At 59.3% G+C, this 24,214-nt stretch carries 17 protein-coding genes; 7 read left to right on the top strand and 10 right to left on the bottom strand.

The annotated features are described in order from the left end of the window. From Q0837_RS17550 to Q0837_RS17525, 6 genes are all read right to left on the bottom strand, one after another. The coding region (locus Q0837_RS17550; RefSeq protein ID WP_298471743.1) for a filamentous hemagglutinin N-terminal domain-containing protein at nucleotides 1-2,189 on the bottom strand (2,189 nt) is incomplete at its 3' end. Between the two features lie 26 nt (nucleotides 2,190-2,215). After that, entirely contained in the window at nucleotides 2,216-3,967 is a 1,752-nt protein-coding gene (locus Q0837_RS17545; protein WP_298471740.1) for a ShlB/FhaC/HecB family hemolysin secretion/activation protein, read from the bottom strand. 183 nt (nucleotides 3,968-4,150) lie between these two features. Further along, a complete protein-coding gene (locus Q0837_RS17540) occupies nucleotides 4,151-4,717 on the bottom strand; it encodes a VOC family protein (protein WP_298471737.1) in 567 nt (188 codons plus the stop codon). Continuing rightward, nucleotides 4,714-5,829, bottom strand: a complete 1,116-nt coding sequence (gene hppD / locus Q0837_RS17535) for a 4-hydroxyphenylpyruvate dioxygenase (protein WP_298471735.1) — start codon at nucleotides 5,827-5,829, stop codon at nucleotides 4,714-4,716. The genes Q0837_RS17540 and hppD overlap by 4 nt, the downstream gene beginning before the upstream one ends. 270 nt (nucleotides 5,830-6,099) lie before the next feature. Continuing rightward, complete coding sequence (locus tag Q0837_RS17530) at nucleotides 6,100-7,632, bottom strand: acetyl-CoA acetyltransferase (protein WP_298471732.1); 1,533 nt, start codon at nucleotides 7,630-7,632, stop codon at nucleotides 6,100-6,102. Further along, nucleotides 7,625-8,893, bottom strand: coding sequence for an acetyl-CoA C-acetyltransferase (locus Q0837_RS17525; protein ID WP_298471729.1), 1,269 nt, complete (start codon nucleotides 8,891-8,893; stop codon nucleotides 7,625-7,627). Before Q0837_RS17525 ends, Q0837_RS17530 begins: the two co-directional genes overlap by 8 nt. Before the next feature lie 115 nt (nucleotides 8,894-9,008). Between Q0837_RS17525 and Q0837_RS17520 the strand changes: the two genes are divergently transcribed. Further along, nucleotides 9,009-9,785 (top strand): crotonase/enoyl-CoA hydratase family protein, encoded by a 777-nt coding sequence (locus Q0837_RS17520; RefSeq protein WP_298471727.1) that lies wholly within the window; start codon nucleotides 9,009-9,011, stop codon nucleotides 9,783-9,785. Between the two features lies 1 nt (nucleotide 9,786). After that, nucleotides 9,787-10,950: an acyl-CoA dehydrogenase family protein gene (locus Q0837_RS17515; RefSeq protein ID WP_298471725.1), complete on the top strand. Its 1,164-nt coding sequence runs from the start codon at nucleotides 9,787-9,789 to the stop codon at nucleotides 10,948-10,950. A 321-nt stretch (nucleotides 10,951-11,271) separates the two neighbouring features. On the opposite strand, the gene Q0837_RS17510 is transcribed toward Q0837_RS17515, so the two are convergent. Continuing rightward, nucleotides 11,272-13,845 (bottom strand): TonB-dependent receptor, encoded by a 2,574-nt coding sequence (locus Q0837_RS17510; RefSeq protein WP_298471720.1) that lies wholly within the window; start codon nucleotides 13,843-13,845, stop codon nucleotides 11,272-11,274. Nucleotides 13,846-14,039: 194 nt separating this feature from the next. Then, nucleotides 14,040-16,061 (bottom strand): TonB-dependent receptor, encoded by a 2,022-nt coding sequence (locus Q0837_RS17505; protein WP_298471718.1) that lies wholly within the window; start codon nucleotides 16,059-16,061, stop codon nucleotides 14,040-14,042. Between the two features lie 115 nt (nucleotides 16,062-16,176). Here Q0837_RS17505 and Q0837_RS17500 point away from each other — a divergent pair, with 115 nt between their 5' ends. The 5 genes from Q0837_RS17500 (at nucleotide 16,177) to Q0837_RS17480 (ending at nucleotide 22,695) form a co-directional block, all read left to right on the top strand. Continuing rightward, on the top strand, nucleotides 16,177-17,685 hold the full coding sequence (locus Q0837_RS17500; protein WP_298471716.1) for an NAD(P)/FAD-dependent oxidoreductase: 1,509 nt from the start codon (nucleotides 16,177-16,179) through the stop codon (nucleotides 17,683-17,685). A gap of 53 nt (nucleotides 17,686-17,738) precedes the next feature. After that, nucleotides 17,739-18,500, top strand: coding sequence for a molybdopterin-binding protein (locus Q0837_RS17495; protein ID WP_298471713.1), 762 nt, complete (start codon nucleotides 17,739-17,741; stop codon nucleotides 18,498-18,500). Nucleotides 18,501-18,624: 124 nt separating this feature from the next. Next, on the top strand, nucleotides 18,625-20,739 hold the full coding sequence (locus Q0837_RS17490) for a GMC family oxidoreductase N-terminal domain-containing protein (RefSeq protein WP_298471710.1): 2,115 nt from the start codon (nucleotides 18,625-18,627) through the stop codon (nucleotides 20,737-20,739). Nucleotides 20,740-20,786: 47 nt separating this feature from the next. Next, nucleotides 20,787-21,770, top strand: a complete 984-nt coding sequence (locus tag Q0837_RS17485; protein WP_298471708.1) for a hypothetical protein — start codon at nucleotides 20,787-20,789, stop codon at nucleotides 21,768-21,770. 10 nt (nucleotides 21,771-21,780) lie between these two features. Beyond that, nucleotides 21,781-22,695, top strand: coding sequence for a GNAT family N-acetyltransferase (locus Q0837_RS17480; protein WP_298471706.1), 915 nt, complete (start codon nucleotides 21,781-21,783; stop codon nucleotides 22,693-22,695). Here Q0837_RS17480 and Q0837_RS17475 read toward each other — a convergent pair. After that, nucleotides 22,663-22,935, bottom strand: a complete 273-nt coding sequence (locus Q0837_RS17475; protein ID WP_298471704.1) for a hypothetical protein — start codon at nucleotides 22,933-22,935, stop codon at nucleotides 22,663-22,665. The genes Q0837_RS17480 and Q0837_RS17475 overlap by 33 nt on opposite strands. 188 nt (nucleotides 22,936-23,123) lie before the next feature. After that, entirely contained in the window at nucleotides 23,124-23,960 is an 837-nt protein-coding gene (locus tag Q0837_RS17470) for a hypothetical protein (RefSeq protein ID WP_298471702.1), read from the bottom strand. Nucleotides 23,961-24,214 lie beyond the last annotated feature (254 nt).

The following is a 24,214-nucleotide window of genomic DNA, read 5'->3' as shown; positions in this document are numbered from 1 at the left end:
ATATCGAGCGCCGTCACCACTCCGGTCGTATCGATGTCGATCGCATCTGCACTGACATTGCCAGTGAAGGTTACCGCGCCTGGATCGGTCGTCCCGCCAATGGTCAGGTCACCCAGCGAGTTAATCGTGCTGGTCGTAACCAGACCGCTCGTGTCCAGATCGATATTGCCGTCGCTCGACAGCGCACCAAGATCAAGCGTCCCGCCGCCCGTGCTCTCAACATCGATAAACCCGTTCACCACACCAGGCTCGTTCGATGTGATCGACGTCGTCGTGATATTGCCGGTCGCGGTCAGGATCACTCCGCCGCCATTGTCCGCTTCCAGATTACCCGTCGTGATCGAGGCTGCATCGATGTTCAGATCACCATCGGTCGTGGTGATGTCCTGCGACACGAACGGGTTGGCCGAAGTAAACGTGAAGCTGCCAGCGGTGATGTCGTCATTGAGGTTCAGCGTGGTCGGCTGATTGGCCGCACCGATCACCAGCGCACCGCCGATATTGACCAGACCCAGCGTCAGCGTCCCGGTCGTATCAAGGTTGGCAGCGCCGTCGCCGGACACCGCGCCCAGATCAAGCGTGCCCCCGCCGGTGCTGTCCACATCGATCGCGCCGCCGGTTCCGAGGTTCTCGTTCGAGCTGATCGAAGTGGTCGTGATGTTGTTCGTCGCCGACAGGATCACATCGCCTTCGGTCGCAGTCACACCGCCTGCGCTGATCGAGTCCCCCGCCAGAATGTTGAGATCGCCATCGGTCGACTCGATATCGAGCGCCGTCACCACTCCGGTCGTATCGATGTCGATCGCATCTGCACTGACATTGCCAGTGAAGGTTACCGCGCCTGGATCGGTCGTCCCGCCAATGGTCAGGTCACCCAGCGAGTTAATCGTGCTGGTCGTAACCAGACCGCTCGTGTCCAGATCGATATTGCCGTCGCTCGACAGCGCACCAAGATCAAGCGTCCCGCCGCCCGTGCTCTCAGCATCGATAAACCCATTGACCAGGCCAGGCTCGTTCGATGTGATCGACGTCGTCGTGATGTTGCCAGCGGCTGTGAGTGTAGCTCCACCAGCACCGCTGGTCTCAAGAACGCCCGCCATTATGGTCGTCCCGGCATTGAGGTTCAGATCGCCGTCAGACGAAGTCAGATCGACGGAGCTGATTGCGCCGGTAGCGTCAATATCGAGGTCGCTGCCGGAGATGTTGGCAGTTGCAGTCAGATCTCCGTTGGAATTGAGAACGACTTCCCCAGTGCTCGAAAACTCTCCGCCAATCTCCACAGTCACAGACGAAGGTCCGGAAGCGAGCAAGGCGATCCCGGTATCGGTCGCCAGCGCCGTTGTGGCCGTTACGGTCGCGTCGATGTCGAGCAAGGCTCCGACCACACCGGCCGCCGTAAACATGGCGAATTCCGCTGAGGCGCCCTGGATCGATCCGTCGATGTTCTGGGCGGCTATCGTGGTGCCTGCATTGACGGTGTAGGTCAGCGGGCTTCCTGCCGTGAAGCTGACATCTACATCGCTTGCGGTGACGAAAATCGCACGGCCTGTGCCAGCATCGAAAGAACCCGTCAGGTCGAGCTGTTGACCAACGAACGCCAGCGAGCCATCGGTCACGAAGCTGGCATTGCCGAGAGCCTGAACCGCTGCGGTAGAAACGCCCGCAAAGTTCAGCGTGTCGGTGCCGTTCCCGAACAAGTCGGTGCCTTCGTAGAAATCGAAGACATCTTGGTTCGCGACGTCGACGGTTGACGCAAAGAACGACTGGGCGTTTATCGCGGTATCGTTGCCGAACAGAATGCCGTTCTGGTTTACGAGCCAGAAATTGATGCCAGCCGCATTCAGCGTGCCATCAATGTTGGATGGATTCGCGCCGATCACGCGGTTGAACAAGGTCGCTTCGGCAATCCCCAAGCCGCCGTCTATCGTGACGTTGACGGTATCGCCGGTGCCGATGTTGAAATCGGTCCATTCGGCGACGACGACGGCAGCTTCAATTTCGATATCGGTTTGGGTCGCGCTGGTATCGGTGACCGTAAGCTGGCCGGGATTGCCTGCGCTGTCGACTGCGGAGCTCAGATCACCGCTGGTGACCAACTGCGCATGCGCCACCCCGGGCATCGCAGCGACTGCCACCAGAGCGGTGGTCATCAGCATCCGGCTGCGAATTTTCCTGCTTGCGACTGCCATCTCGAAATCTCCTGCCGCGGGCCGGCTCAACGGAACAATGCTGGGAATTTGGTGGTAAGAGAGAACAGCACCCGGTCAGGTGGCCTCTCCGTGTCGGAGAACAACGCCCGATCGAGCGGCGATGCATATGTCACCTCGACGTTGATGCCGGACCCGAACGAATACCGCAGGCCAGCACCTGCGGACTTGAGCGTGCGCTTCGGATCGGGCGTACCGCGATCGAGGTTCTCAACCTGAACTATGTCGAAAAAGCCGAACAATTGCAGACGGTGGCGAGCCTGATCGAGTACCGTGGCACCGACCTCTGCCGATCCGCCCAATGCACGGTCGCCGCTGTTTGCACCGGGATCGTAGCCGCGACCAATACTGAGGTTACCGATCGCGTATTCATCAAAGTTGAGCAGCGGCTCATCAGTCCATTGCGCTTCGAAACGGCCGCGCAGATCGAAAATCGAACCTGGGAACCAGGTCGCGTCCACACCGCCGCGCAGCACAAACGCATCGGCATTGCCAAAGGGCCGAGAAGCCGTAATGCCGTCCGTCACAGCGGCGCCGAAACCATTCAGTGACGTCGCGCTGAATACATCGAGGCCCTGCCGCGCCTCGGCAAATGCACTGTAAAGAAATGACGTCGACCGATCGAGCCTGCGCTTCTGTCCGTCCACCTGCGCACGCAGAAATACTGTGCGGATCGAATCCTTGCTGAGCGTGACCGGAGTAACCTTGGTCTCTTGCTCGATATAGTCGAAGCCGAGCGTGATATCCGCTGCGGTCGAAGGCGTCCGGAGCAGTGGATAGGCGACTGAAAGGTTCGCCACCAAAGTATCGGTTTCAAGGTCAAGATTCTGAATCGTCGGGCGCGCGGATGCGAACACAACATCGACACCGACGCGGATATTGTCTGGCCCGATGCCGAATTCGTGGCCGCCTTGAACAATCCATTGTTCATCGAAGTCGGCGGTTGTCTGGCCAGCGACATAGGTGATGTCGGACAGGCCTGTAAGGCCATATGCCTCAAACCGGGCGAACCCTGTCTCGCGCCCAATGCTTTGAGCGTTGTAGTTGCGGACGTTAAAGAACGCGGCGTAACGCTCAAAATCGACCGAGAGATTGCCGATAACCTCGCCCGGTGCTTCGCCCGATGGCGCGAGCGCCAGCCTGACTTCAAGGCCGGGAATATCGTTGGCGTTGAGCAGAATTCGTTCGGCTTCGCGCTCGTTCAGCGGGTCAAGCTCACGCAGGGGCTCAATCGCTCTAGTCAGTGCATCGCGATAGGGACCAGGGTCACCTGAAATCCGAATTTCCGAAATATTGGCCGAAACCACGTCGAGGCGCAGAGCACCTGCCAGCTCTTGTTGGGGCACCTGAACCGTGGCGATCCAGCCATCCTGTCGCAGCGCCGTATTTGCCGCATCGCGAATGTCACAGATTACGGAAAGCGGGCGTTCGCCTGCCGGTGTTTCAACTCGTGCCAGCGATTGCGCGAGCTCAGGAGCGAGCACCCCGCCGCCAACATCCACAAACTCAACCGCGTTGAGCGTTGTGGTCAGATCGCTCTCATCGAATGGGCAATTGGCCCGCAGTCCAGCATCACGCTCAATCCGGACATTCGCCCGATCACTCGGGCGCTCCTCGGTATCGGGCAGCTCCAGCTCCTGACTGGTTTGGCCAGTCGATTGTGCAGCGGCTTGCGTACCACCTGCCAAAGCCATGGCTACCGCCAGGCTTGAAGCGCATACAGAAATATAGACACGCGGATTGGTCGCGACAGACGTCATCCAGCTCCCCCCGGAAACCTGTTGAACCTGCGGACTTGCTTAGCGACCTTGTCTCTTCAGGCAGGCGAAAGGGTTATGGAGGACCCCGGATAGAGTCAACCAAACATTAATCCTTGGAGCAAAAGGGCTTTTGTAGGTTTTCGACACTCCGCGAAGCAGGTGTCAGATAAGCCTAGGAATTGGCTAAGGAGCCTTTTCGTGCTCTTCGCGCGCAATTTCGTGCAGCCAATCGGCATGACGAGGTGCTTTCTTGGTCTGAGACCACTCCTCAAGCATCAAGGGCGCGACTCGGGCCAGTTCGGCATATTGTTCGTCAGTGCCGATGTCCGCCGCCAGCTCAACCCGGTGGCCGTTCGGATCGAAAAAGTAGATCGATTTGAATATGCCGTGATGTGTCGGTCCGAGCACGTCGATGCCCTGCGCCTCGACATGCGCCTTGGCCGCAAGCAGTGCTGCTTCGTTCGGCACGCGGAACGCGAGGTGCTGCACCCAAGCTGGTGTGTTCTCATCACGGCCCATATCAGGCTGATTGGGCAGCTCGAAAAATGCCAGAATGTTGCCGTTACCCGCATCCAGAAAGATGTGCATGTACGGGTCGTATTCGCCGGTTGATGGAACGTGATCCTCGGCAAAGGCGGTGGTGTAATCCATGCCCATCACGCGGCCATACCATTCGACCGTCTCTTTGGCGTCGCGGCAGCGATAGGCGACGTGATGGACGCCGCCCAATTTGACGGGATGCGCGCTCATTCGGCGGGCTCTTCGGCGACGTTCAGCACACCGCGCGCGACCTGATCGCGCTCGATGCTTTCGAACAGCGCCTTGAAGTTGCCTTCACCAAAGCCATCGTCGCCTTTGCGCTGAATGAATTCGAAGAACACCGGGCCGACCTGCGCTTCTGCGAAGATCTGCAACAGCAGGCGCGGTTCGCCGCCCTCGGTCGTGCCATCGAGCAGGATGCCACGCGTCTGGAGCGCGTTTGCATCTTCGCCGTGCTCCGGCAGGCGCTCGTCGAGCATCGAATAGTAGGTTTCAGGCGGTGCAGTCATAAACGGCACGCCGAATTCTTTCAGGCGATCCCAGCACGCAACCAGATCTTCGCAGATTAACGCGATGTGCTGAATGCCTTCACCGTTGAATTCGCGCAGGAACTCTTCGATCTGGCCTTTCCCGCCTTCGCCTTCTTCGTTGAGCGGTATGCGGATCTTTCCATCGGGCGCGGTCAGCGCTTTCGAGGTAAGGCCAGTATACTCGCCCTTGATGTCGAAGAACCGGATTTCCTGAAAGTTGAACAGGCTCTCATAATAGTCCGCCCAATACTTCATCCGCCCGGTATAGACGTTGTGCGTCAGGTGATCGATCGTGTGGAAGCCTGCGCCTTCGGGATAGGGATCAACGCCCGGCAGGTAGTCGAAATCGATGTCGTAGATGGTGAGGCTCTTATCCTCGGCCCCAGCATAGCGATCGACCAGATACAGGATTGCCCCGCCGATCCCGCGGATCGCGGGGATGCGCAGTTCCATCGGGCCAGGCTCATTGGCGACCGGCTCCGCGCCCTGCGCCATCAGATGATCATACGCCTTGGCTGCATCGCGGACGCGGAAAGCCATGCCGCATGCGCTCGGTCCGTGCTCGCGCGCAAAATACCAGGCCGCGCTGCGTGGTTCGTAATTGGCGATCAGGTTGATGCCGCCTTGCCGCCAAAGATGAACATCCTTGCTGCGATGTTTGGCGACGCGGGTGAAGCCCATCGCTTCGAACACGGGTTCGAGAATGCCCTTTTCCGGTGAGCAGAACTCGACAAATTCAAAGCCGTCCAGGCCTGCTGGATTTTCGAACAGATCGCCGGGATGCATCGTCATGGGATGGGGTCTCGCAGTGTTTCAATTTAGTTACGTTTGAAACTAAATACGCTTCTCATGCCGATTTGTCAAAGCTCGTTAGCGAGGGGCGGCAAAGTTGACACAATTGACACCGTGTCAGGCAGCGCTTCACCTCCTAAATGTCTGGTTCTTGGTAAAAAGCACACGCCACACCGAAGTTGACACTTGTCCAACATTACCCGCCCATACCGCGAAATATCAGCTCCGCTATGACACCGCCGGCGCCCTGTAGGAAAGCGCTCCGCAAGCTCAGCTTAGACGTCCAATGTTTCGACCGTTCTCGTCCTGGGTGATATTGAGCTGCACGCCGAAGGGGTCTCCGTTCTCGAATGCCCTCCGCGTAGCTTCGTGCGTAAGGTCGGCATTGCCGCACACCCGCTCACCGGCATCATTGCGCCCGAGGAACACCGCGACACTGCCTGTCTTGGCATTGTTGATCGTGTAGGTTTCGACCTTGGCGTGATCGAACGGGCCAATGGCTGCGGGCACGGCGTCGGTTGCATCCGGCAGCTTTTCGAACCGGTCATTCGCGGACCAATCCGCTGGCTCGGTCGAATAGATGCCGGTGGCGTATTTGCTCATCCAGCCGCCATTCGCGCCGACCAAGGCAAAGGCCCCGCGATCACCGCGAGCGCGCTGCACCGCTTCGCAGATTGCATGCGCCGAATAGTTGTTTCCCGCGCCACCAAAAAACGGCAGCCCGCCAGTCAATGTCAGTCCACGCGGGTCGTCGGCGGTTAGACCGAAATGGTCGATCTGGTTGAAAACGGGGACCGCAAAGCACGAATAGAAATCGATGTAGCGCATGTCTGCCATCGACTTGCCAGAACGCTCCAGCGCAGCCTCGACGCTGGCGATGGACGCGGGGTTCGCCGAGAGGTCGGGGCGCTGTGATAGCATCAGTTCTGTCGCGGCGGAGACAGCGTGGATATGCACCCACTTGTCCTCCGACACACCCAGATCGCGAGCCAAGCCAGCGCTGGCGACAATGATCGCGGCGGCCTGGTTCACCTGATCTCGCGCCACGGTCATGCGCGGATAGGGTTCGGCGACGATCCGATTGCGCTCAGTGACAGTGGCCAGTTGCTCCGCGCTGCGTTCGACTGGCGCGGCGGCATGCGGGTTGGCGGCAGCGACTTTGGTGAACGGTGCGAATAGCTCGCCGATGTAGCGGCGATATTCGTCCAGACCCTTGCCCAGCTTTGCTCGCCGCGCGTTTTCGGCCAGCGCATAGAGCGGGATCGCGCCGGTCGCGCCGTGGGCAAACAGAGCAGGCTCCATGAGTCCTTCGACCCCAAAGCCCTGATCTTCGAAGTCACCTTCGACCTCTTCCGACCAATCCGGTTTCTCGCCCTTGGCCGACAATGCCAGCACGGTCGAGATCGCCTCCGACCCGACAATCACCGCGCATTGGCTCTCACCCGCAGCGATGTTGCTGGCGAACTCGCCGACGAGTTGCTGGTTGGTCTGCCCACCTGTCGTCGTGAGGATCGCGCGCTCGGGGTTCGCTGCAACCCGCTTGGCAATCGCACGCGGGACATTGTTCGCTGCTCCGAAGGGCGGCTTGCGATCCGGACGCGACATTTCGAACGCGCGGATCGCTGCGAGCGTGTCTATCGCATCGGCGACATTCCCTTCGGCGGCGCTATCGGCGATGGCCTCTGACAACGCCCGGCCCGCGAGGTCCATATAGGACAACGCTTCATAGCCCGTCTGCCCGACCTTTTCCGAATACTGTCCTACGCCAATTATGACTGGCGTGTTGTCGGCTATCTCAGTCAACGAAACCGTCCACGCGCTCAACGATGATCGCCGGAGCCATGCCGCCCGCTGCGCACATCGTCACAAGCCCGGTTTTGAGGTCGCGGCGTTCAAGCTCATCTATGATCGTGCCGATCAGAATCGAGCCGGTCGCACCAATCGGGTGGCCAAGCGCGATCGAGCCGCCATTCACATTGACCTTGTCCCAATCAAGCTCGAGGTCGCGAACGAACTTGGCGGCGACCACGGCGAAGGCTTCGTTGATTTCGAACAGGTCGATATCGTCGAGGCTCATGTCGGCCTTTTCGAGCACCTTCTTCGCTGCCGGAACCGGCGCGTTGAGCATCAGCGTGGGATCATCGCCCATATTCGCTGTCGCGACGATCCGCGCGCGCGGCTTAAGGCCGTGCTTCTCTGCGTACGCCTTGCTGGTGACGAGCACCGCCGCCGCACCATCGACTACGCCGGAGCTGTTGCCCGCGTGGTGGAAGTGCTGAATATCGACATCAGGATATTTCTGATTGATCAAGCCGCGAAACGTCGTGCCATTCGCATCGAGCGGAACATCGGCGATCTTGGTGAAGGCAGGCTCCAGCTGAGCCAGACCTTCCAGCGTGGTTTGCGGACGCGGATATTCATCCTTGTCGAGGATCACATTGCCTTCGTCATCGACCACCGGGACAACCGACTTGTCAAAGCGCCCCTCGCCAATCGCCTCGGCAGCGCGCTGCTGCGAGCGATAGCCGACCTCGTCCAGCTCTTCCCGAGTGAACCCTTCGATGGTCGCAATCGCATCGCCGCAAATGCCCTGGTGCGATTGCGGGTGCACCTTTTGCAAGCGCTCATTGTAGCTGCCCATCATGGGCGGCTTGAGGCCTGCCTGCATCTTCTCTTTCGACATCGCGGCTGTCAGGCTCATCATCTCGGTTCCGCCCGCGACGATGCAGTCTTCCATGCCGCTCATCACCTGTGCCGCTGCGAGGTTCACCGAAGTGATTCCGCCGCCGCAGAATCGGTCGAGCGTCGTGCCGGATGAAGTAGTGTCATAGCCCGCGTCCAGAGCCGCCATCCGGCCAAGATCGCCCGCCTGCATTCCATCCTGAGTCGATACCGACCAGATCACATCGTCGACGGTTGCTGTGTCGATCCCGTTGCGCTCGGCAATGGTGCGGAGCACGGTCGCGGCCAGATGCTGCGGATGTTCGGCAGCCAGCGCGCCCTTGCCCTGCTTGCCAATGCCGCGCGGGGTGCGGACTGCGTCGATGATGTAGGCTTCGCCCATGGTGTTCTCTCCGGGTTGTTATCGCTCACTGGCGAAATTGCGGTTGACGTGTCCGTAAGCCGCCTTCACCACTCGCACAAGATTCAGTTGCTATTGAAAATGGGAGTGAGAGCCTGTGAGTGAAGAAGTCCAGACCCCTGAAGTCTTGACGAGTGTCGAGGACGGCGTGTTGATTGTGACCATCAACCGTCCCGAAGCCAAGAACGCCATGACGAAGGCAGCGTCCGAAGCCATCGCCGCCGCGATGGACCGCTTGGACGCGGAAGATGACCTGCGCGTTGGCATCCTTACCGGGGCAGGCGGGACGTTTTGCTCGGGCATGGACCTTAAAGGTTTCCTCCGCGGCGAAAGCCCCAGCGTCCCCGGACGCGGTTTTGGCGGCGTCGTACAGGCTCCTCCAGCCAAGCCGTTAATTGCGGCGGTTGAAGGCTACGCCCTCGCGGGCGGGCTTGAACTGATGATTGCCTGTGACCTGGTGGTCGCCAATGCCGGCTCGAAGTTCGGCATCCCGGAAGCGAAGCGCGGCCTTGTCGCCGCAGCCGGTGGCGTGATGATGCTGCCTGATCAGATCCCAGAGCGGATCGCGATGGAGCTGGCATTGACCGGTGAGTTCATTGGCGCAGAGCGTGCCTATGAGCTTGGAATGATCAATCAGGTGGTCGAAGGGCCCGCACTCGAAGGGGCTATGGCGCTTGCAGCCAAGATTGCTGCCAATGGCCCGCTCGCGGTCAAGGTTTCGAAGCAAGTGATGAAGGAATCCCGCGGCTGGGCGATGGAAGATCGCTACGACAACCAAGCCAAGCTGATCGCGCCGGTCTTCGTTTCCGAAGATGCCCGCGAAGGCGCTGCCGCTTTCGCAGAGAAGCGCGCACCCAATTGGAAGGGGAAGTAAGATGCCCGCCATCGACGTCCCGCAGCCCGAATTCATGGACGACGAGGAAATCTCGATCTTCGCGGATGCCGTGGGCAAGTTCTATCAGCAGCAGGCCCCCGAAAAGCGCGTCCAGAAATGGCGCGACGAGGGCCAGGTTGAGCGCGAGTTCTGGAACGAGGCGGGAGCAGCCGGTCTGCTCGGCGTATCCGTGCCAGAAGAATATGGCGGGCATGGCGGCGATTTCCGCCATGACATCGTGGTGATCGACCAACAGGCCAAGCATAATGTCGATGGCTTCGCCGCGAGCCTGCACAATACGATCATCCTGCCCTACCTCGTGCGTCACGGCACAGAAGAGCAAAAGAAGAAGTATCTGCCCAAGCTCGTCACCGGCGAGTTGGTCAGCGCGATTGCGATGACCGAGCCGGGTGTCGGCAGCGACCTCCAGTCGATCACCACGACGGCGCTCAAGGACGGCAACGGCTACCGCATCAACGGGGCGAAGACCTATATCTCCAACGGGCAGACCGCCGACTTCATCGTGGTGGTCGCCAAGACCGACCCGAATGAGCGCGCCAAAGGCATCTCGCTGATGCTGCTCGAAACCGAAGGCGCCGAAGGTTTTGAGCGCGGCAAGAAGCTCGACAAGATCGGACTAGATGCTGCCGACACCTCGGAGCTGTTCTTCGACAACGTGTTTGTGCCTGCAGAAAACGTACTCGGCGGTGTCGAGGGCAAAGGTTTCTACCAGCTGATGGGAGAGTTGGCACAGGAACGGCTCGTCATCGCCATGGGCGCAGCGACAGGCATCGAAAAGGCGCTGGAGACCACGATCGAATATGTGAAGAGCCGTAAGGCCTTCGGCCAGACGATCTGGGACTTCCAGAACACGCAGTTTGTGCTGGCCGACCTGAAAGCGCGCGGCACTGCAGCGCGTGTCTTCGTGAACGACTGCATCGGCAAGCTGCTCAAAGGCGAGCTCGATGTCGCTACAGCCGCGATGGCGAAATACTGGGTCACGGAGCTGCAAGGCGAAGTTGTCGACAAGTGCCTGCAGCTGCATGGCGGCGCAGGCTACATCAACGAATACCCGATCGCGAAAATGTACCGCGACAGCCGCATCACTCGAATATTCGGCGGCTCGAACGAAGTCATGAAGATGCTGATCGCGCGCTCGATGTAAAACATCGAGCGCTTCTCTTGCTTTGCGCAGCCCCATCCGGGGCTGCGTCCTCGGTGCTGTTGTTCGCTTCGCTCACGCACCTGCGGGCGCGAGGTCACGCTTGCGACCTTGGGGCCGTGCTGCCGCGATAAGTGAGCCAGCTAGCGCTGGATCGACGCCGCAAGCGTCGCAAGGCCACGCGGCCGCCCCGCAGCGGACGCAGCTCTGCTGCGTTTCTAGCGAGGACGCGCCCGCGGATGCGGGGGCGAAAAGCAGAAATGCGCAAACAAAAAGGCGGCCCTGTTTCCCGAGCCGCCCTTTTTTGTGTCTGAACTCTTCTGATCAGAACTTCGTACGAAGCGTTACACCATAGGTCGCTGGCTCCTGCGGGAAGGCTGAGCGAGACGAACCACGCAGCACGGTGTTGAATGTCACACCGCGGGTTACCTGGTCGGTGACATTCACGCCCCAGACTTCCAGCGTCCAGCTTTCGTCCTGAGCGCCGACACCGAAGCGCAGATTTACCTTGGTGTTGCTGTCCTGCACATCGAACGGCACCAGCGGCGCTGCATCGACGGCTGCCTGAATGCTGCCAGCGGCAGCAATCTGTGCCGCGCTCGGCACGGTCGTGGCCTGTGTCGAAGTACGACGATCGCTTTCGGCTCGAACCTGTCCCGAGAAGAACGCGCGGAGATAGTTTCCGAAGTCCTTGTCGTAGTTCACTCCGGCAATGGCCACAACGTCGGGCGCATTGGTCAGCGTGTTCCCGCAAAGCGATGTTACGTTCGCGTTGGCTATGCCTCCATCACAATCCTCTGGATAGCGAGCATCGGTGTAGGTCAGGCCCAGGTTAAAGGTCCAATCTGGCGAAGGCCGGATGACCGACTCAATCTCGACACCGGATGAAATCGCCTTGTTCACGTTAAACGTCGTGAACTGAGCGCCGGTAAATTCGAGCACCTGGAAGTTGCTGAATTCTTCAACGAAGCCAGCAACGTTTAGCGTCACTGCATCATCAAGGAATTGCGCTTTCACACCAACTTCGTACGCGTCCACTTCTTCCGACAGGAAGGTTGGATCAGCACCACCAGCATTCGCAGTAATGTCGAGGTTGATGCCGCCCGACTTATAGCCATGCGTAAAGCTGGCATAGGCGGTAACCGGTGCATTGAACTCATATGCGATCTTACCAGTGTAGATCAGTTCGCTATCGCTGAACGGCACGTTGAATTCACGTGGAAGCGGGAATGCGATCGCATCCGATCCGATTGCCGGTGCGGTGAATGCAAAGCACCCGGTTCCAAGCACGTTCCCAACGAGACCCGCGCCGACCGTGCCGGCAATCGTAGCCGTGTCGGACAGCAAAGTCAGGCATGTCGGATTGTTGCTGGCAAGCTGTTCAAACCCACCGGTTTTGCTCTCATCCGAATAGCGCAGCCCCAATGTGACACTAAGGCTGTCGGTAATGTCGAGCGTGTTGTGGGTGAAGATCGACCAGCTTTCGCTGCTTTGCGCATAACGATTGGTCGATGTCGTACCGTTCGGGCTGACACCGTTTCCGGGTGTGAGCGGATCATTGATCAGATCTGTGAGCAAAGTGAGCGGCGCTGGCCCAAGCAGTCCGCCGAAAAGCCCGCCAATCTGCAGATCATAATCTGCACCAAGCGAGAAATCTTGCTCTGAAGTGATCGATTCATCGGAATAGTAACCGCCGATGAGCCAGCTCAATGCGCCATCAAAGGCATCGCCCTGCAAGCGCAATTCGGCAGTGAATGTCTCGATATCCGTATCGAGCCGATCAACATCGAACACATCCAGGCCAGAGAAGCTGGAATCGTAATTCTCACTCGAGGAGAAGTCACGATAGGAACCGATGAAAATCAGATCGGCGTTATCGCTGATCGGAAATTCAAATTCACCGGTAACGCCCCATTGTTCTGCTTCCGCAAGCGGCAAGCGGCTCGCGGTTGCGACGCGGTTGTCAATTGCCCGCTGAGCAGACGTCACATCGAAAGGTGTGGTTGCGGGCAGCGGTGTTGCCATCCCAGCTCGAGCACCGCCACCCAAGGCAGCGACTGTACCTTCAAACCCTGTGTTGGCCAGAACTTCAATTGCGGCGCAGCACTGGTTTTCACTTTCAGAATAATCAAAGATCAAACGAGCCCGGACGCCGCCTTCGCTTTCATAGCCAAGCTGACCGCGAACAAGGAACTGATCGGTCGTGTTCGATTCGCCGATTAGAGTTCCGGTTCCATCAATCACGTCGACGGTGCCGTCGCGCTGACGATAGGCACCGGTGAGGCGCACAGCGAGCGTGTCTTCGACCAGCGGAGCGTTGATCGCACCCTGGACGTTGAACAGGTCAAAATTGCCGTATGTCGCGTTGGCGAAGCCGCCGAACTCGTTGAGGTCAGGGCGATTGGTGGTGATGTTCAGCGCACCAGCCGAGGTGTTGCGGCCAAACAGCGTCCCTTGTGGACCGCGCAGAACTTCAACCCGCTCAATATCGACGAACTCGCTCAGCGCGACGCCCGGACGTGATTGATAGGCCCCGTCAACAAAGATGCCGACCGCGCTTTCAAAGCCGATATTGTTCGATGTCGTACCGACACCACGGATCCGCAACACAACCGAGCCAGACGCGATCTGCGCGTTCGATGTCGAGAAGCTGGGAGACACTTGCGTAATATTCTGAACGTTGACCACGCCCTGCTTATCAAGCTGTTCTGGCGTCACAGCGGTAACTGCGATTGGAATGTCTTGGATGTTCTCCGCCCGGCGGGTTGCGGTAACAATAATCGTATTGTCATTGGCCTCAGGAGCTGCGCCCTCTTCGGTGTCCTGTGCCAATACCGGTGCCGTGAAAGAACTGCAGGCCATTAGGCCAGCAGCGTAAGCTGCAAGCTTGCGTGTCATAGATTTCCTCTCCACATGGTCGCCTGACCGTTTTCGGCCTTTTCAGCGACGATTGACCAAACCTATCAGGGCGCTCTGCCCTAACAAGAGTCACAGGCGGGTTCTTCCCGGAGAGTAGCAAAAATGCAACATGTTGTTGCATTGGGTAGTTTCAGTACGCGCAGGCTGGCTCCGCTCTAATTTTATTGCAGAATTCAGTATCCAAACCGCAGACCAACCCACACCGTTCGCGGAACACCGAGATCGGTTGCACCGCCCGAGTTGCGCGTCACAATGGCCTCGTCCAGCAGGTTTTCGCCGCGTACAATAAGCGACAGATCCTTTAGCAATGGCGCCTGCGCAAACAGATCGAGTGTTGTCGCAGCAGCAAGTCGGTCGGTTTCCTGATCGTCTTCGAACTGACCACCAACATGCCGAAGCGTCCCTGCCAGCCGCCAACCATCGGACGGCTGCCATGCCAGTGTCGCGGAGGCGGCAAATTCGGGCGTTTGCGGTGGACGGTTGCCATCAAGAGCGATTGAGGCACTCTCTCCCGCAATTGTCGCATCGGTATATGCCAGTGACGCATCCAGGCTGACTTTGCCGAACACCGCCGCGAGCGTGGCCTCGATCCCCTTGGCGTCTATCGCAGGCAGGTTCTGACGTTGGCGCAAGTTCGGTTGAAGCGTCACGTTGGCGATAGCGCTTTCGACCTCATTGTCGAAGGCTGTGACTGATAGCACGATCTCATTGATCGGCTGCCAATCAAGGCCGACTTCGAACCCCTTTAGCCGCTCATTCTCAAGCGCAGCATTGGCCTGCGTCACCACCGGGAACACCACGAACGGACGGTAGAGTTCATTCAGCGTCGGCAGCCGCAGTCCGGTGTAGGCCGATGCGCGCAGCTCCAGCCGCCGGGTCGCATAGAACAGCGCGCCCGCCCGCCAGCTTAGCGCCCAATCTGAGCGGTCGGGTGCGATTGTCTCGCTCACCAACAGTCCGTTTGCATCGACCGCGCGGAAGAAACCGTCTTCGATGCTTGTGTAGTCCGCGCGCAGACCTCCAGTCAGGAGGAGCGGACCGATTTGCCAATCATCTTCGATAAAGAGACCGAGATTGCTGTTGGTCCCGCCGGCTCGGCGACGCTCGCGCAGATTGCCAGTGAACGCGCTGAACGCTTCTTCCTGCAATTCGCCATCGGCCCGGCGATAATCGACGCCGATCCGCACTTCATGTGCTTCGGACAAGGGCGGACGGATCTCGATCTTGCCGCCGAGCCCGGTCGATGGCGTATTCCGCTGATCGAGGACCTGCACGAAGCGGGTCGAGCTGATCACGATGTTCGAGAAATTACGCGCCTGAACATAAGCGAGCGCTTCGAACTGCCAATCGCCGCGCCCGACGATCCGCAAGCTCGCATCCTGCCCTTCGCTGGTCGAATCCGCGCCATCGAAACGCAACGTGCGTGCATCTTCGAATACCTGCCCGCGCGCTTGCAGCTCGACCGTCTCGGTCAGGGGCGCAACCGCACGCAGGCCAACGGACCAGCTGTCGAATGCCGCGCGAGCGGTAGCAGGAACGCGCTGATCATCGGGCGTGGTGAAGAAGCCCTGCCCCCGGTCCCAGCGACCATTGACCACGGCAAATCCCGCTCCAAGACTGGTGGCGAGGCTGGCGCTGGCTTCGGTTTCTTCGCGATCATTGACCAGCAGGCTGGCCGATACCGGGCCAAGCGTGCGCGCGTCGGCGCTTTCCAGTTCGATAGTACCAGCCAGTGCACCTGACCCGAACGGTCCGGAGCCACCGCCGCGTGTTACGCGGATGTTTGAAAGTGTTTCAGGCGCGATCGATGAAAGCGGGATGTACCCAAAGAACGGATCACTGATTGGAACCCCATCCAGCAACACCAGCGCGCGGCTCGTTGCGTTGCCGCCCAGCGCGCGAAGCGTCACACCTTGTGCGCTAGGGTTCGAAGAACGACTGTCCGAGCGGCGAAATTGCTGAAAGCCAGCGACGTTTTCCAGAACGTCTTCGATCCTGCCGGACCCACTCGAGACAATCTGCTCGCGGTCAATCTCTGTAACCGCGTAAGCTCCGATCGAAAGCGCCTGCTCCAGACCTTCGCCTGTGACGACGATCTCGTCTTCTAGATCCTCCTCATTCTCATCCTGAGCGAGAAGCGGAAGCGGGGCAGTCAGAGCAAGGACGGAGCACGCGAAGCGGAGGCAAACTTTCATGGCCGCGCGCCTAACCGTTTCCACGCCAGAAGTCAGTTGCAAATTGCCATCAAGACTCGCTTTTGCGGCGCGCGTGTGTTTACATTGATGTCAACACGGGAAGAGAGAGACCCTGATGCTAGCGACCCCACCTGATTTTGACGTGCTGATAGTAGGCGCCGGTATCTCTGGCATCGGCATGGCCGCGCACATGGAAATGAAAGCGCCGCATCACTCCTACACCATCGTCGAGCGGCGCGAGAATATCGGCGGCACATGGGACCTGTTCCGCTATCCCGGCATCCGATCCGACAGCGACATGCACACGCTGGGCTTCGATTTCGAGCCGTGGAAGCATGAGAAGTCGATCGCCGATGGCCCCTCAATCCTCGAATATCTCGACCGCATCGCCGATGAGCGCGGCATTCGCGAACACATCCGGTTCGGCCAAAAGGTTCTGTCCGCTGACTTTCGCGAGGACGAAGCGCGCTGGCATGTCGAAATGGAGAGCGAAGATGGTTCACGCACGCGGTTGACTGCAAACTTCGTCTATCTCGGCTCAGGCTACTACGATTACGACGATCCCTACGATGCCGGGTTCGATTTTTCGGAGTTTGAAGGTCAGGTGGTGCACCCGCAATTCTGGCCCGAGGACATGGACTATACCGGCAAGAAGGTCGTGGTCATCGGATCAGGCGCGACAGCTGTAACGATCGTTCCGGCGATGTCGGAAAAGGTCGCGAAGATCACGATGCTCCAGCGCACGCCGACCTGGATGATCTCGCGCCCGGCGAAAGACAGGTTAGCCAATTTCCTGCGCAAGATCATGCCTGAAACGTGGGCTTATGCGATCACCCGGTTCAAAAATATCCGGATGCAGGACTTCACCTTCAAGGTGGCACGCGAGAAGCCGGAGAAGGCGAAAGAAAGCCTCTACAAGGGGCTCGAAAAAGCCCTTGGCCCTGACTTCGACAAGGCCGATTTCACGCCGCCCTACAATCCGTGGGAACAGCGGTTGTGCCTCGTCCCGGATTCGGATTTCTTCGAAGCCTTGAATGCAGGAAAAGCCGACGTTGTGACCGGCAATATCGATCGTTTTGAAGCTGGAGGAGTGCGTCTCAAATCGGGCGAGTTGCTCGAAGCCGACATCATCGTCACTGCCACCGGCCTGAAAATGTGCGTCGCCGGCAAGATTGCCGTCAGCATTGGCGGCGAACCGGTCGATTTCAGCCAGCGCTTCTATTACAAAGGCTGCATGTTCTCGAACCTGCCGAATTTTGCGGTGGTGTTTGGATATCTCAACGCCAGCTGGACGCTGCGCGCGGATATCAATTCGGACTATGTCTGCCGTGTACTCAACCATATGCGCGCGACCGGCACCGAGATTGCAACACCGGTGCTGACTGCTGACGCCGAAGCGGCGATCGAAGAGGATGATATCTACGATTTCTCGTCGGGCTATATCGAGCGGGCCAAAGCGATTCAGCCGAAGAATGCAGCTCAATTCCCGTGGCGGCTCAATCAGGAATACGTGGTCGATCGCAAGCAGATGAAGGCCGACCCGGTCAACGATGGCCTGCTGACCTTTACCCGCGCAGGAGCCAATGCCACACAAAGTGAGGAACAGCTCGAAGCGGCTGAGTAAATCGGCGCGGTTCGTTATGGTGTTCGCGGCGGGCTTGTTTTAAACCGCTCGCCATGACTTCTTCCGACAAAATCTGGACCGCAGGGCTCGTCATTATCGGCGATGAAATCCTGTCTGGCCGCACTCACGACAAGAACATCGCGCAAGTCGCGAGTTGGCTTCAGGTGCAGGGCATTCGCCTTGCCGAAGTGCGCGTGGTGCCTGACGTCGAGGAACGTATCGTCGAAGCGGTCAACGCTCTGCGCGCAGCGAATGACTACCTGTTCACCACAGGCGGGATTGGCCCAACGCATGACGACATCACTGTCGACGCGGTAGCTGCGGCGCTCGGTGTGCCGGTCATCATCCATCCCGAAGCGCGCGCGCTGCTTGAACGCTATTACGCCGACAAAGGCGGTCTGAACGAAGGCCGACTGCGGATGGCCCGCGTGCCTGAAGGCTCCGAATTGATCCCCAATCGTATGTCCGGCGCACCAGGCATTCGGCGCGGCAATGTGATCCTGATGGCGGGCGTCCCGCACATCACTGCTGGGATGCTGGATGCACTAACCGGCGAACTCGAAGGCGGCGTTCCGCTGCTGTCGGAAACCGTTGGCAGTTGGGTGCCGGAAAGCGAAGTGGCGAGCCTCCTGCGCGAAGTCGAAGAAGCCCATGACGATTGCCAGATAGGGTCGTATCCGTTCTTCCGCGAAGGGAAAGTTGGCGCCAACTTTGTAATCAGGTCAACCAAACAGGAAATCATCCAAAGCGCGGTCGACTCCCTGACCGATGGATTGGCCACCAGCGGCTATGATTTCACCCCTGGAGGCATCTGATTTCCGGGAGTTAACGCAACTAAACTGAAGATTGTCGTATCCTTACAAGATCAGGCACTAGTTTTCGTTTGCGAATATTTCAAACTGCGGCATCCTCTCCTGAATTGACTGGGGGAGTTGAGCTATGCCGACCACATCGTCTTCCACGCTCGCCGCACTTGCGCCGAGCAGCGTGCGCGCTCTGGGCGTCACAGCCGATGGCAACCCTGTAGTCCGAACAGAATTCGGCACTGACGGCGACCGAGCTGACTACATCATCACCGGCAGCGGAGCCGTCGCGCTCGAAGGCGAAGGTGTTGACCGCAGCCGCGCCAGCACTGTCACCGTCGATGAAGCCATGATCACCGTGATCGCCCAGCGCCGCGTCTCTTTCGAGCATGCCTATATCGAGGCTCTGTTCGGCGGTGCTCCTCCGGAAGGCACCGTTCAAGATGTCCTCGAACGCGCGATGCACTGGATATCGATCCTGCCGGATATCGCGCGGCGCGATGTGAAAACGGGATTGTTCTTCCTCGAGATATGGCTCGGCCGGAGCTTTTCAGAGCTTTCGATACCAGAGCGGCAGGCGCGCCTTACCGCGCGGATTGCGGAGGCTGACTTTGGCATCATTCGCGCCCTCAGTCGCCTGCGCACGATCTTCTACTCCGCCTATTACCAAGCCCCCACCAGCTGGAATAGCATCGGTTTCGTCCCGCCAGAATCGCGTGCCGGTAGCCCCACTCCTGTCGATGACGACGTGCTGAGGCCAGTCATCCTGAATGAAAACGAAGAGTGCGACTGGCTGGTGATCGGGTCGGGCGCTGGCGGGGCGGCTGCCGCCGCTGCCTTGGCGGCAAAGGGCGATGACGTCATCATTATCGAAAAGGGCGATTATTGGTCCACCGGTGAGATCCGTCACCGCGATGCAGAACAATATGCCGGAATGTATGTCGGCGGCGGGCTGATGACATCCAGCAACCGCGAAATCGCAATCCTTCAGGCAGAATGCGTCGGCGGATCGTCGTTGGTCAATAACGGCATCTGCTTCCGCCCCGATGGCGCGAACATCCATCCCGATGCCGAGGACGTGATCGAGCATTGGCGTGACAAATTCGGCGTGCAGATCGACCGGGCGAAACTTTCCGCCGCTTTCGACTTCCTTTGGGACAAGCTGGAAATCGCGGAGATTACCGAAGAGCAGGCTGGCCCCAACGCTGCGCATCTCGAAACAGCATGGAACGCTTTTCGCGCTGCCGGTCATGGGAAGGCTGGAGACGAACATGCGGTTTATCGGCGGTTCGAGAAGAACTATGGCACTGGGACACGGAAATGCTGGGGCTGCGGCTATTGCAATTCCGGCTGTCCGTACGGTCGCAAGAACACGGTTGTCGAAACCCTCCTAAAGCAGGCGCAGGAGGATGGCGCCCGGATCGCCGAGAACACCGCCGCGCGGCGGATCAATATCGGCGTCCATTTGCGGACAAAGCCGGTCAAATCGGTTCAGGCTCGCCAGAACGGCAACCCCATTCGCATTCGGCCGAAAAAGGGTGCGATCGTCGCCGCTGGAACAGGGGCTTCGTCGGCACTGCTCGAACGGCTCAACTTCGCGCATATCGGCGAACAGATTGCCTGCAATCTCGCTTGTCCGGTGATCGCCAAAATGCCGCACAAGGTCGACAGCTGGAATGCGGTGCAAATGGGTGCGTATGTCGATCGCGGCGATCACCTGATTGAAACATGGTTCCATCCACCATCCAGCTTTTCGGCATCGGTCGGGGGCTGGTTCGATGAATATGTCCGGCGGATGCAGTCCTATTCGAACCTCGTCTGCCTGGGCATCCTTTTGCCCGTCAGCGATATCGGCGAAGTGAAGCGCGGCGCGTTCAAGGTCGGGCTGAAGAACAAGCACTGCGAGCAATTGCGCCGCCATGTGGTCGATGTGGTGCGGATGCATTTCGCGGGCGGAGCGGAAGAGGTTTATTTGCCCACCTCGGACAACGTCACGGTCCGCCCCGGCGACGACATCGAAGCGTTGGTGGAGGAGCACTTAGACAAACCAAGCGATTTCATCGTCAGCACGTCGCACCCGCAGGGCGGCAATGTGATGGGCTCCCGGGTCGACCGCTCGGTCGTCGGCAGTGATTTGAAAGTGCACGGGACAGGCAATCTCTACGTCGCCGATGCCAGCATTTTCCCCTCGTCGATCCGCATCAACGCGCAGATGTTCACCATGGCAATGGCGCACGCGCGCTTCGCATAGACGTCCCAACCCGGCCTTAACCCTTCGCTGCTAACCATGCGGGCGCAATGACACGCGTCTACATCACCATCGACACCGAGTATTCTTCGGGTTTGGTTACCGGCCTCGGACCAGCGGACCGGGCGGAGAACTACGCCCGCTCGATCGCATGCCTGACACCCGATGGGCCGGCAGGCATCACGCACAAGTTGAACATGCTGAATGAGAGCGGCCAGAAGGCGGTGTTTTTCGTCGATCCGATGCCCGCGCTTGTATGGGGAGTGGCAGCGATCGAAGACGTGGTCGCACCCATTCTCGACGCCGGGCAGGATGTGCAACTGCACTGCCACACCGAATGGCTCGAAATCGCTGGGCGCGCCAACCCGTTGGAATCAGGCCGGACCGGGCGAAACATCGCCGATTTCCCGTTCGAAGAGCAATGCGAGCTGCTTGCGCTCGCCCGAAACTTCCTTGTCGCTGCCGGTGCGCCTCCTCCGGTTGCATTCCGGGCGGGTAACTATGGTGCCAATGACGATACTTTGCAGGCACTCGCGGCAATCGGGCTGCGCTACGACACCAGCCATTGCCCGGCAGTGCCCGAAGGCGCGAGCCAGATCAGCCTCGGTCCGGATGATCGCGATCCGATGCTGTATCAGGGCATGATCGAAGTTCCGGTCGGCACTATCGGCACGCTTGGCGGCGGCCAGCGCCACGCGCAAATCACTGCGCTCACACTCGCAGAAATGCAGGCTGCAATCCGCCATGCCCGTGACAATGATCGCCTGGCTTTCACGCTGGTCAGCCACTCTTTCGAGCTGATCAACCGGCGTAAGCTGGCGGTGAACAAGATTGTCCGCAGCCGCTTCGATGGTCTGTGCAAGAGCCTGCGTGACATGCCGGGCGTTGAGACGGCCAATTATCGCGACAACCCTCCACTGTTCGGTGGAACGCCCGGGCCGGGGACCAGCGAGCCGCTGCCCGCCTCCGCGTTCCGCACCGGAATGCGATATGCCGAACAGTTCGTGTCCAACACCCTTTACGGCGCGCTGTAGGATCGCTGGCGTGACCACCGCATCCTCCATCCCGATCGATTTCACGATCGGATCGCGCCGGTTGTTTTCCGTCCAGCGGCTGCTGAGTTCCTGGGCGTTCTCGCTCGAAGATGTGCTCGCGGATGAAGCGCGGCTCGCACCGCCAGAGCCAGGATCCGATGGCCTCCGCATTCTGTCGGCACCGAACCATGCCATCGCTGCAATCGCGTCCAAATTCCCCGACCATCTCATCGGGGGACGACAGGACTATCGCCGACACTATATCGATATGGCGGGAAGCTACGATGATTACCTCACGCAGTTCTCAGGCAAGACCCGTTCAACCCTGCGGCGCAAAGCCCGCAAACTCGCCAAGGAAGTGGGCGATGCATACCGTCTGACCGAGCACCGCACGCCTGCCGAGGTTGAAAGTTTCCTCGACGCCGCAATCCCACTGTCAGAGAAGACCTATCAGGCGCGCCTACTGGACGCTGGCCTGCCAGACACTCCTAAGGCTCGCACGGCAATGCTCGAAGCGGCTGAGGACGACCGGATGCGCGGATTTCTGTTGCACGCCTCCGATGGCCCGATCGCTTACTTGTCGCTGCCAATATCGGGCAACACACTGATCTATGCCCATCTCGGCTACGATCCCGCATGGTCACGGCTTTCGCCAGGCACCGTGCTGCAGATGGAAGCGCTCGAGCGGCTGTTTGCTGAGCAACGCTATCGCTATTTCGACTTCACCGAAGGCGAGGGAGCGCACAAGACCATGTTCGGCACCGATAGCGTCCTGTGCTCCAGCTTCGTCCTGCTCGAGCCAACCCTGGCCAATCGCGCATTGCTTGGAGCGCGTGCGGGTTTTGATACCATCGTCGGTCAGGCCAAAAACCTAGCCGAACGCTCAGGCGCACTAGCCCGCGTTCGGTCCGCCTTGCGCGCTTAGTTCCTTCACCCGCGCCTTGCGCCGATTGCGCGCCAGCCGTCCTAACCGATTGAACATGGCATCACGCTCGGATCGGGGAGCATCCGTATCCGACGCCAGCCACATACTGATCCAGAGATAGATCCCACCTGCCGCGAGCACTAACACGCTGGCAGCCAGGCCGAAACGCAGGTCATAATTGGCAATGAGAGCGACAACGCTGAGCGCAAAACCGATCACGAACCACTTGGGGTCGAACATGTGTTCTCCATCTGGATTTATCACGTGGGACAAGGGGTTATCCCGAAGGGGTGATAGGGCAAACATGAGAACTCCCGGCTGGATGACAAGGTTCCGAACAATCATGTGTCCGGCCACGTCATCTGTTCGTCGAGAGCAATGCGAAGGTTACCGCGGCGCGCTTTCACCTGCGCGGAAAACGGCAATTCTCACCCGCAACGGCGATAATCTTCGACCTTGCCGGAGCTTTGCTGAAGGCTCATCCGGTCTGAACTCAGACTCTTCACGGTGAGCACGACCGGTTGCGGATCGCGGACCTGCCGGGTGCTGCCTGCATCGCCCAGGACATAGGTCTCGCGCACCATGATTGCGATCCGATTTCCCAGCAGCCGCCAATCGCCATTCTGTTCGTATCCGGCGTAGCTGCCATCGGCGCCCAGCATCAGGACGGCATCCGTCGCGCAGCCATCCGCCGCTCCGACCCAGTTGCCCGCCACATTGGCTTTCGTCACTTCCAGTGTAACGATGATCGGTGGCGGGCCAGTTTCATCACCGGCACCAAGATCGCGGCTGACAAATTTCGACCCGTCCCAGCGCCATTCGCGCCGACACACTTTCGCAAATTCACAGCTGCCGCCTTGATAGGATATGCGGACAAGGGCGCGAGGCTGTACCGAGAGGATCTGCAGGGAGGCCTCGCGGTGGTTGAGGATCGGTTTGGGCCAATCGCCCGGATTGTATTGCGACGAGAGATAAATATCGACGCTGCAATTATGCATCCCGCAAAAGCCAGCACCGCCCGCGGCACCGACAGGTTTGGCGCAAGTCACTCTGGCCCAGTTGAACAGGACATCGGCCTGCCCATCGCCATCAAGATCGGCGACCCTTATCGCACCGGACGCCAGCGTCGCCTTGCTGCGACATGCCTCGTCCGCCTTGGTCTGAAGCGCCGCATCGCTGATCGGTCTGGGCTGCACCGATTGAGCAGAAGCGTGAGCGGAGATCATGACCGCGAATGAAGCGACTAGAGCTGTGATTGTGCGCACGGACTTCACCCCACATACTGACCGTTCGATGCCGCCAATCTAACAGCCCAGAATTGCAGCGTGCTGAACCGGCCTGAATCGCAAGAAGTAGACGCTGTACAAACAAAAGGGCCGGACGATTGCTCGTCCAGCCCCTCTTATGTGTTGTAGCTTGAAGTAGGAAAACGCTATTTCGGCCCGCAGGGCCGCAAGCCCGACTGGGAGTCCGCAGCGACGCGACCTTTAGGTCGTATGAGCGAGGAAGCGAGCACGCG

This window comes from uncultured Erythrobacter sp. (genome assembly GCF_947499705.1).
In the GTDB taxonomy this organism is placed as follows: domain Bacteria; phylum Pseudomonadota; class Alphaproteobacteria; order Sphingomonadales; family Sphingomonadaceae; genus Erythrobacter.
This window is presented reverse-complemented; position numbering and strand designations above follow the sequence as displayed.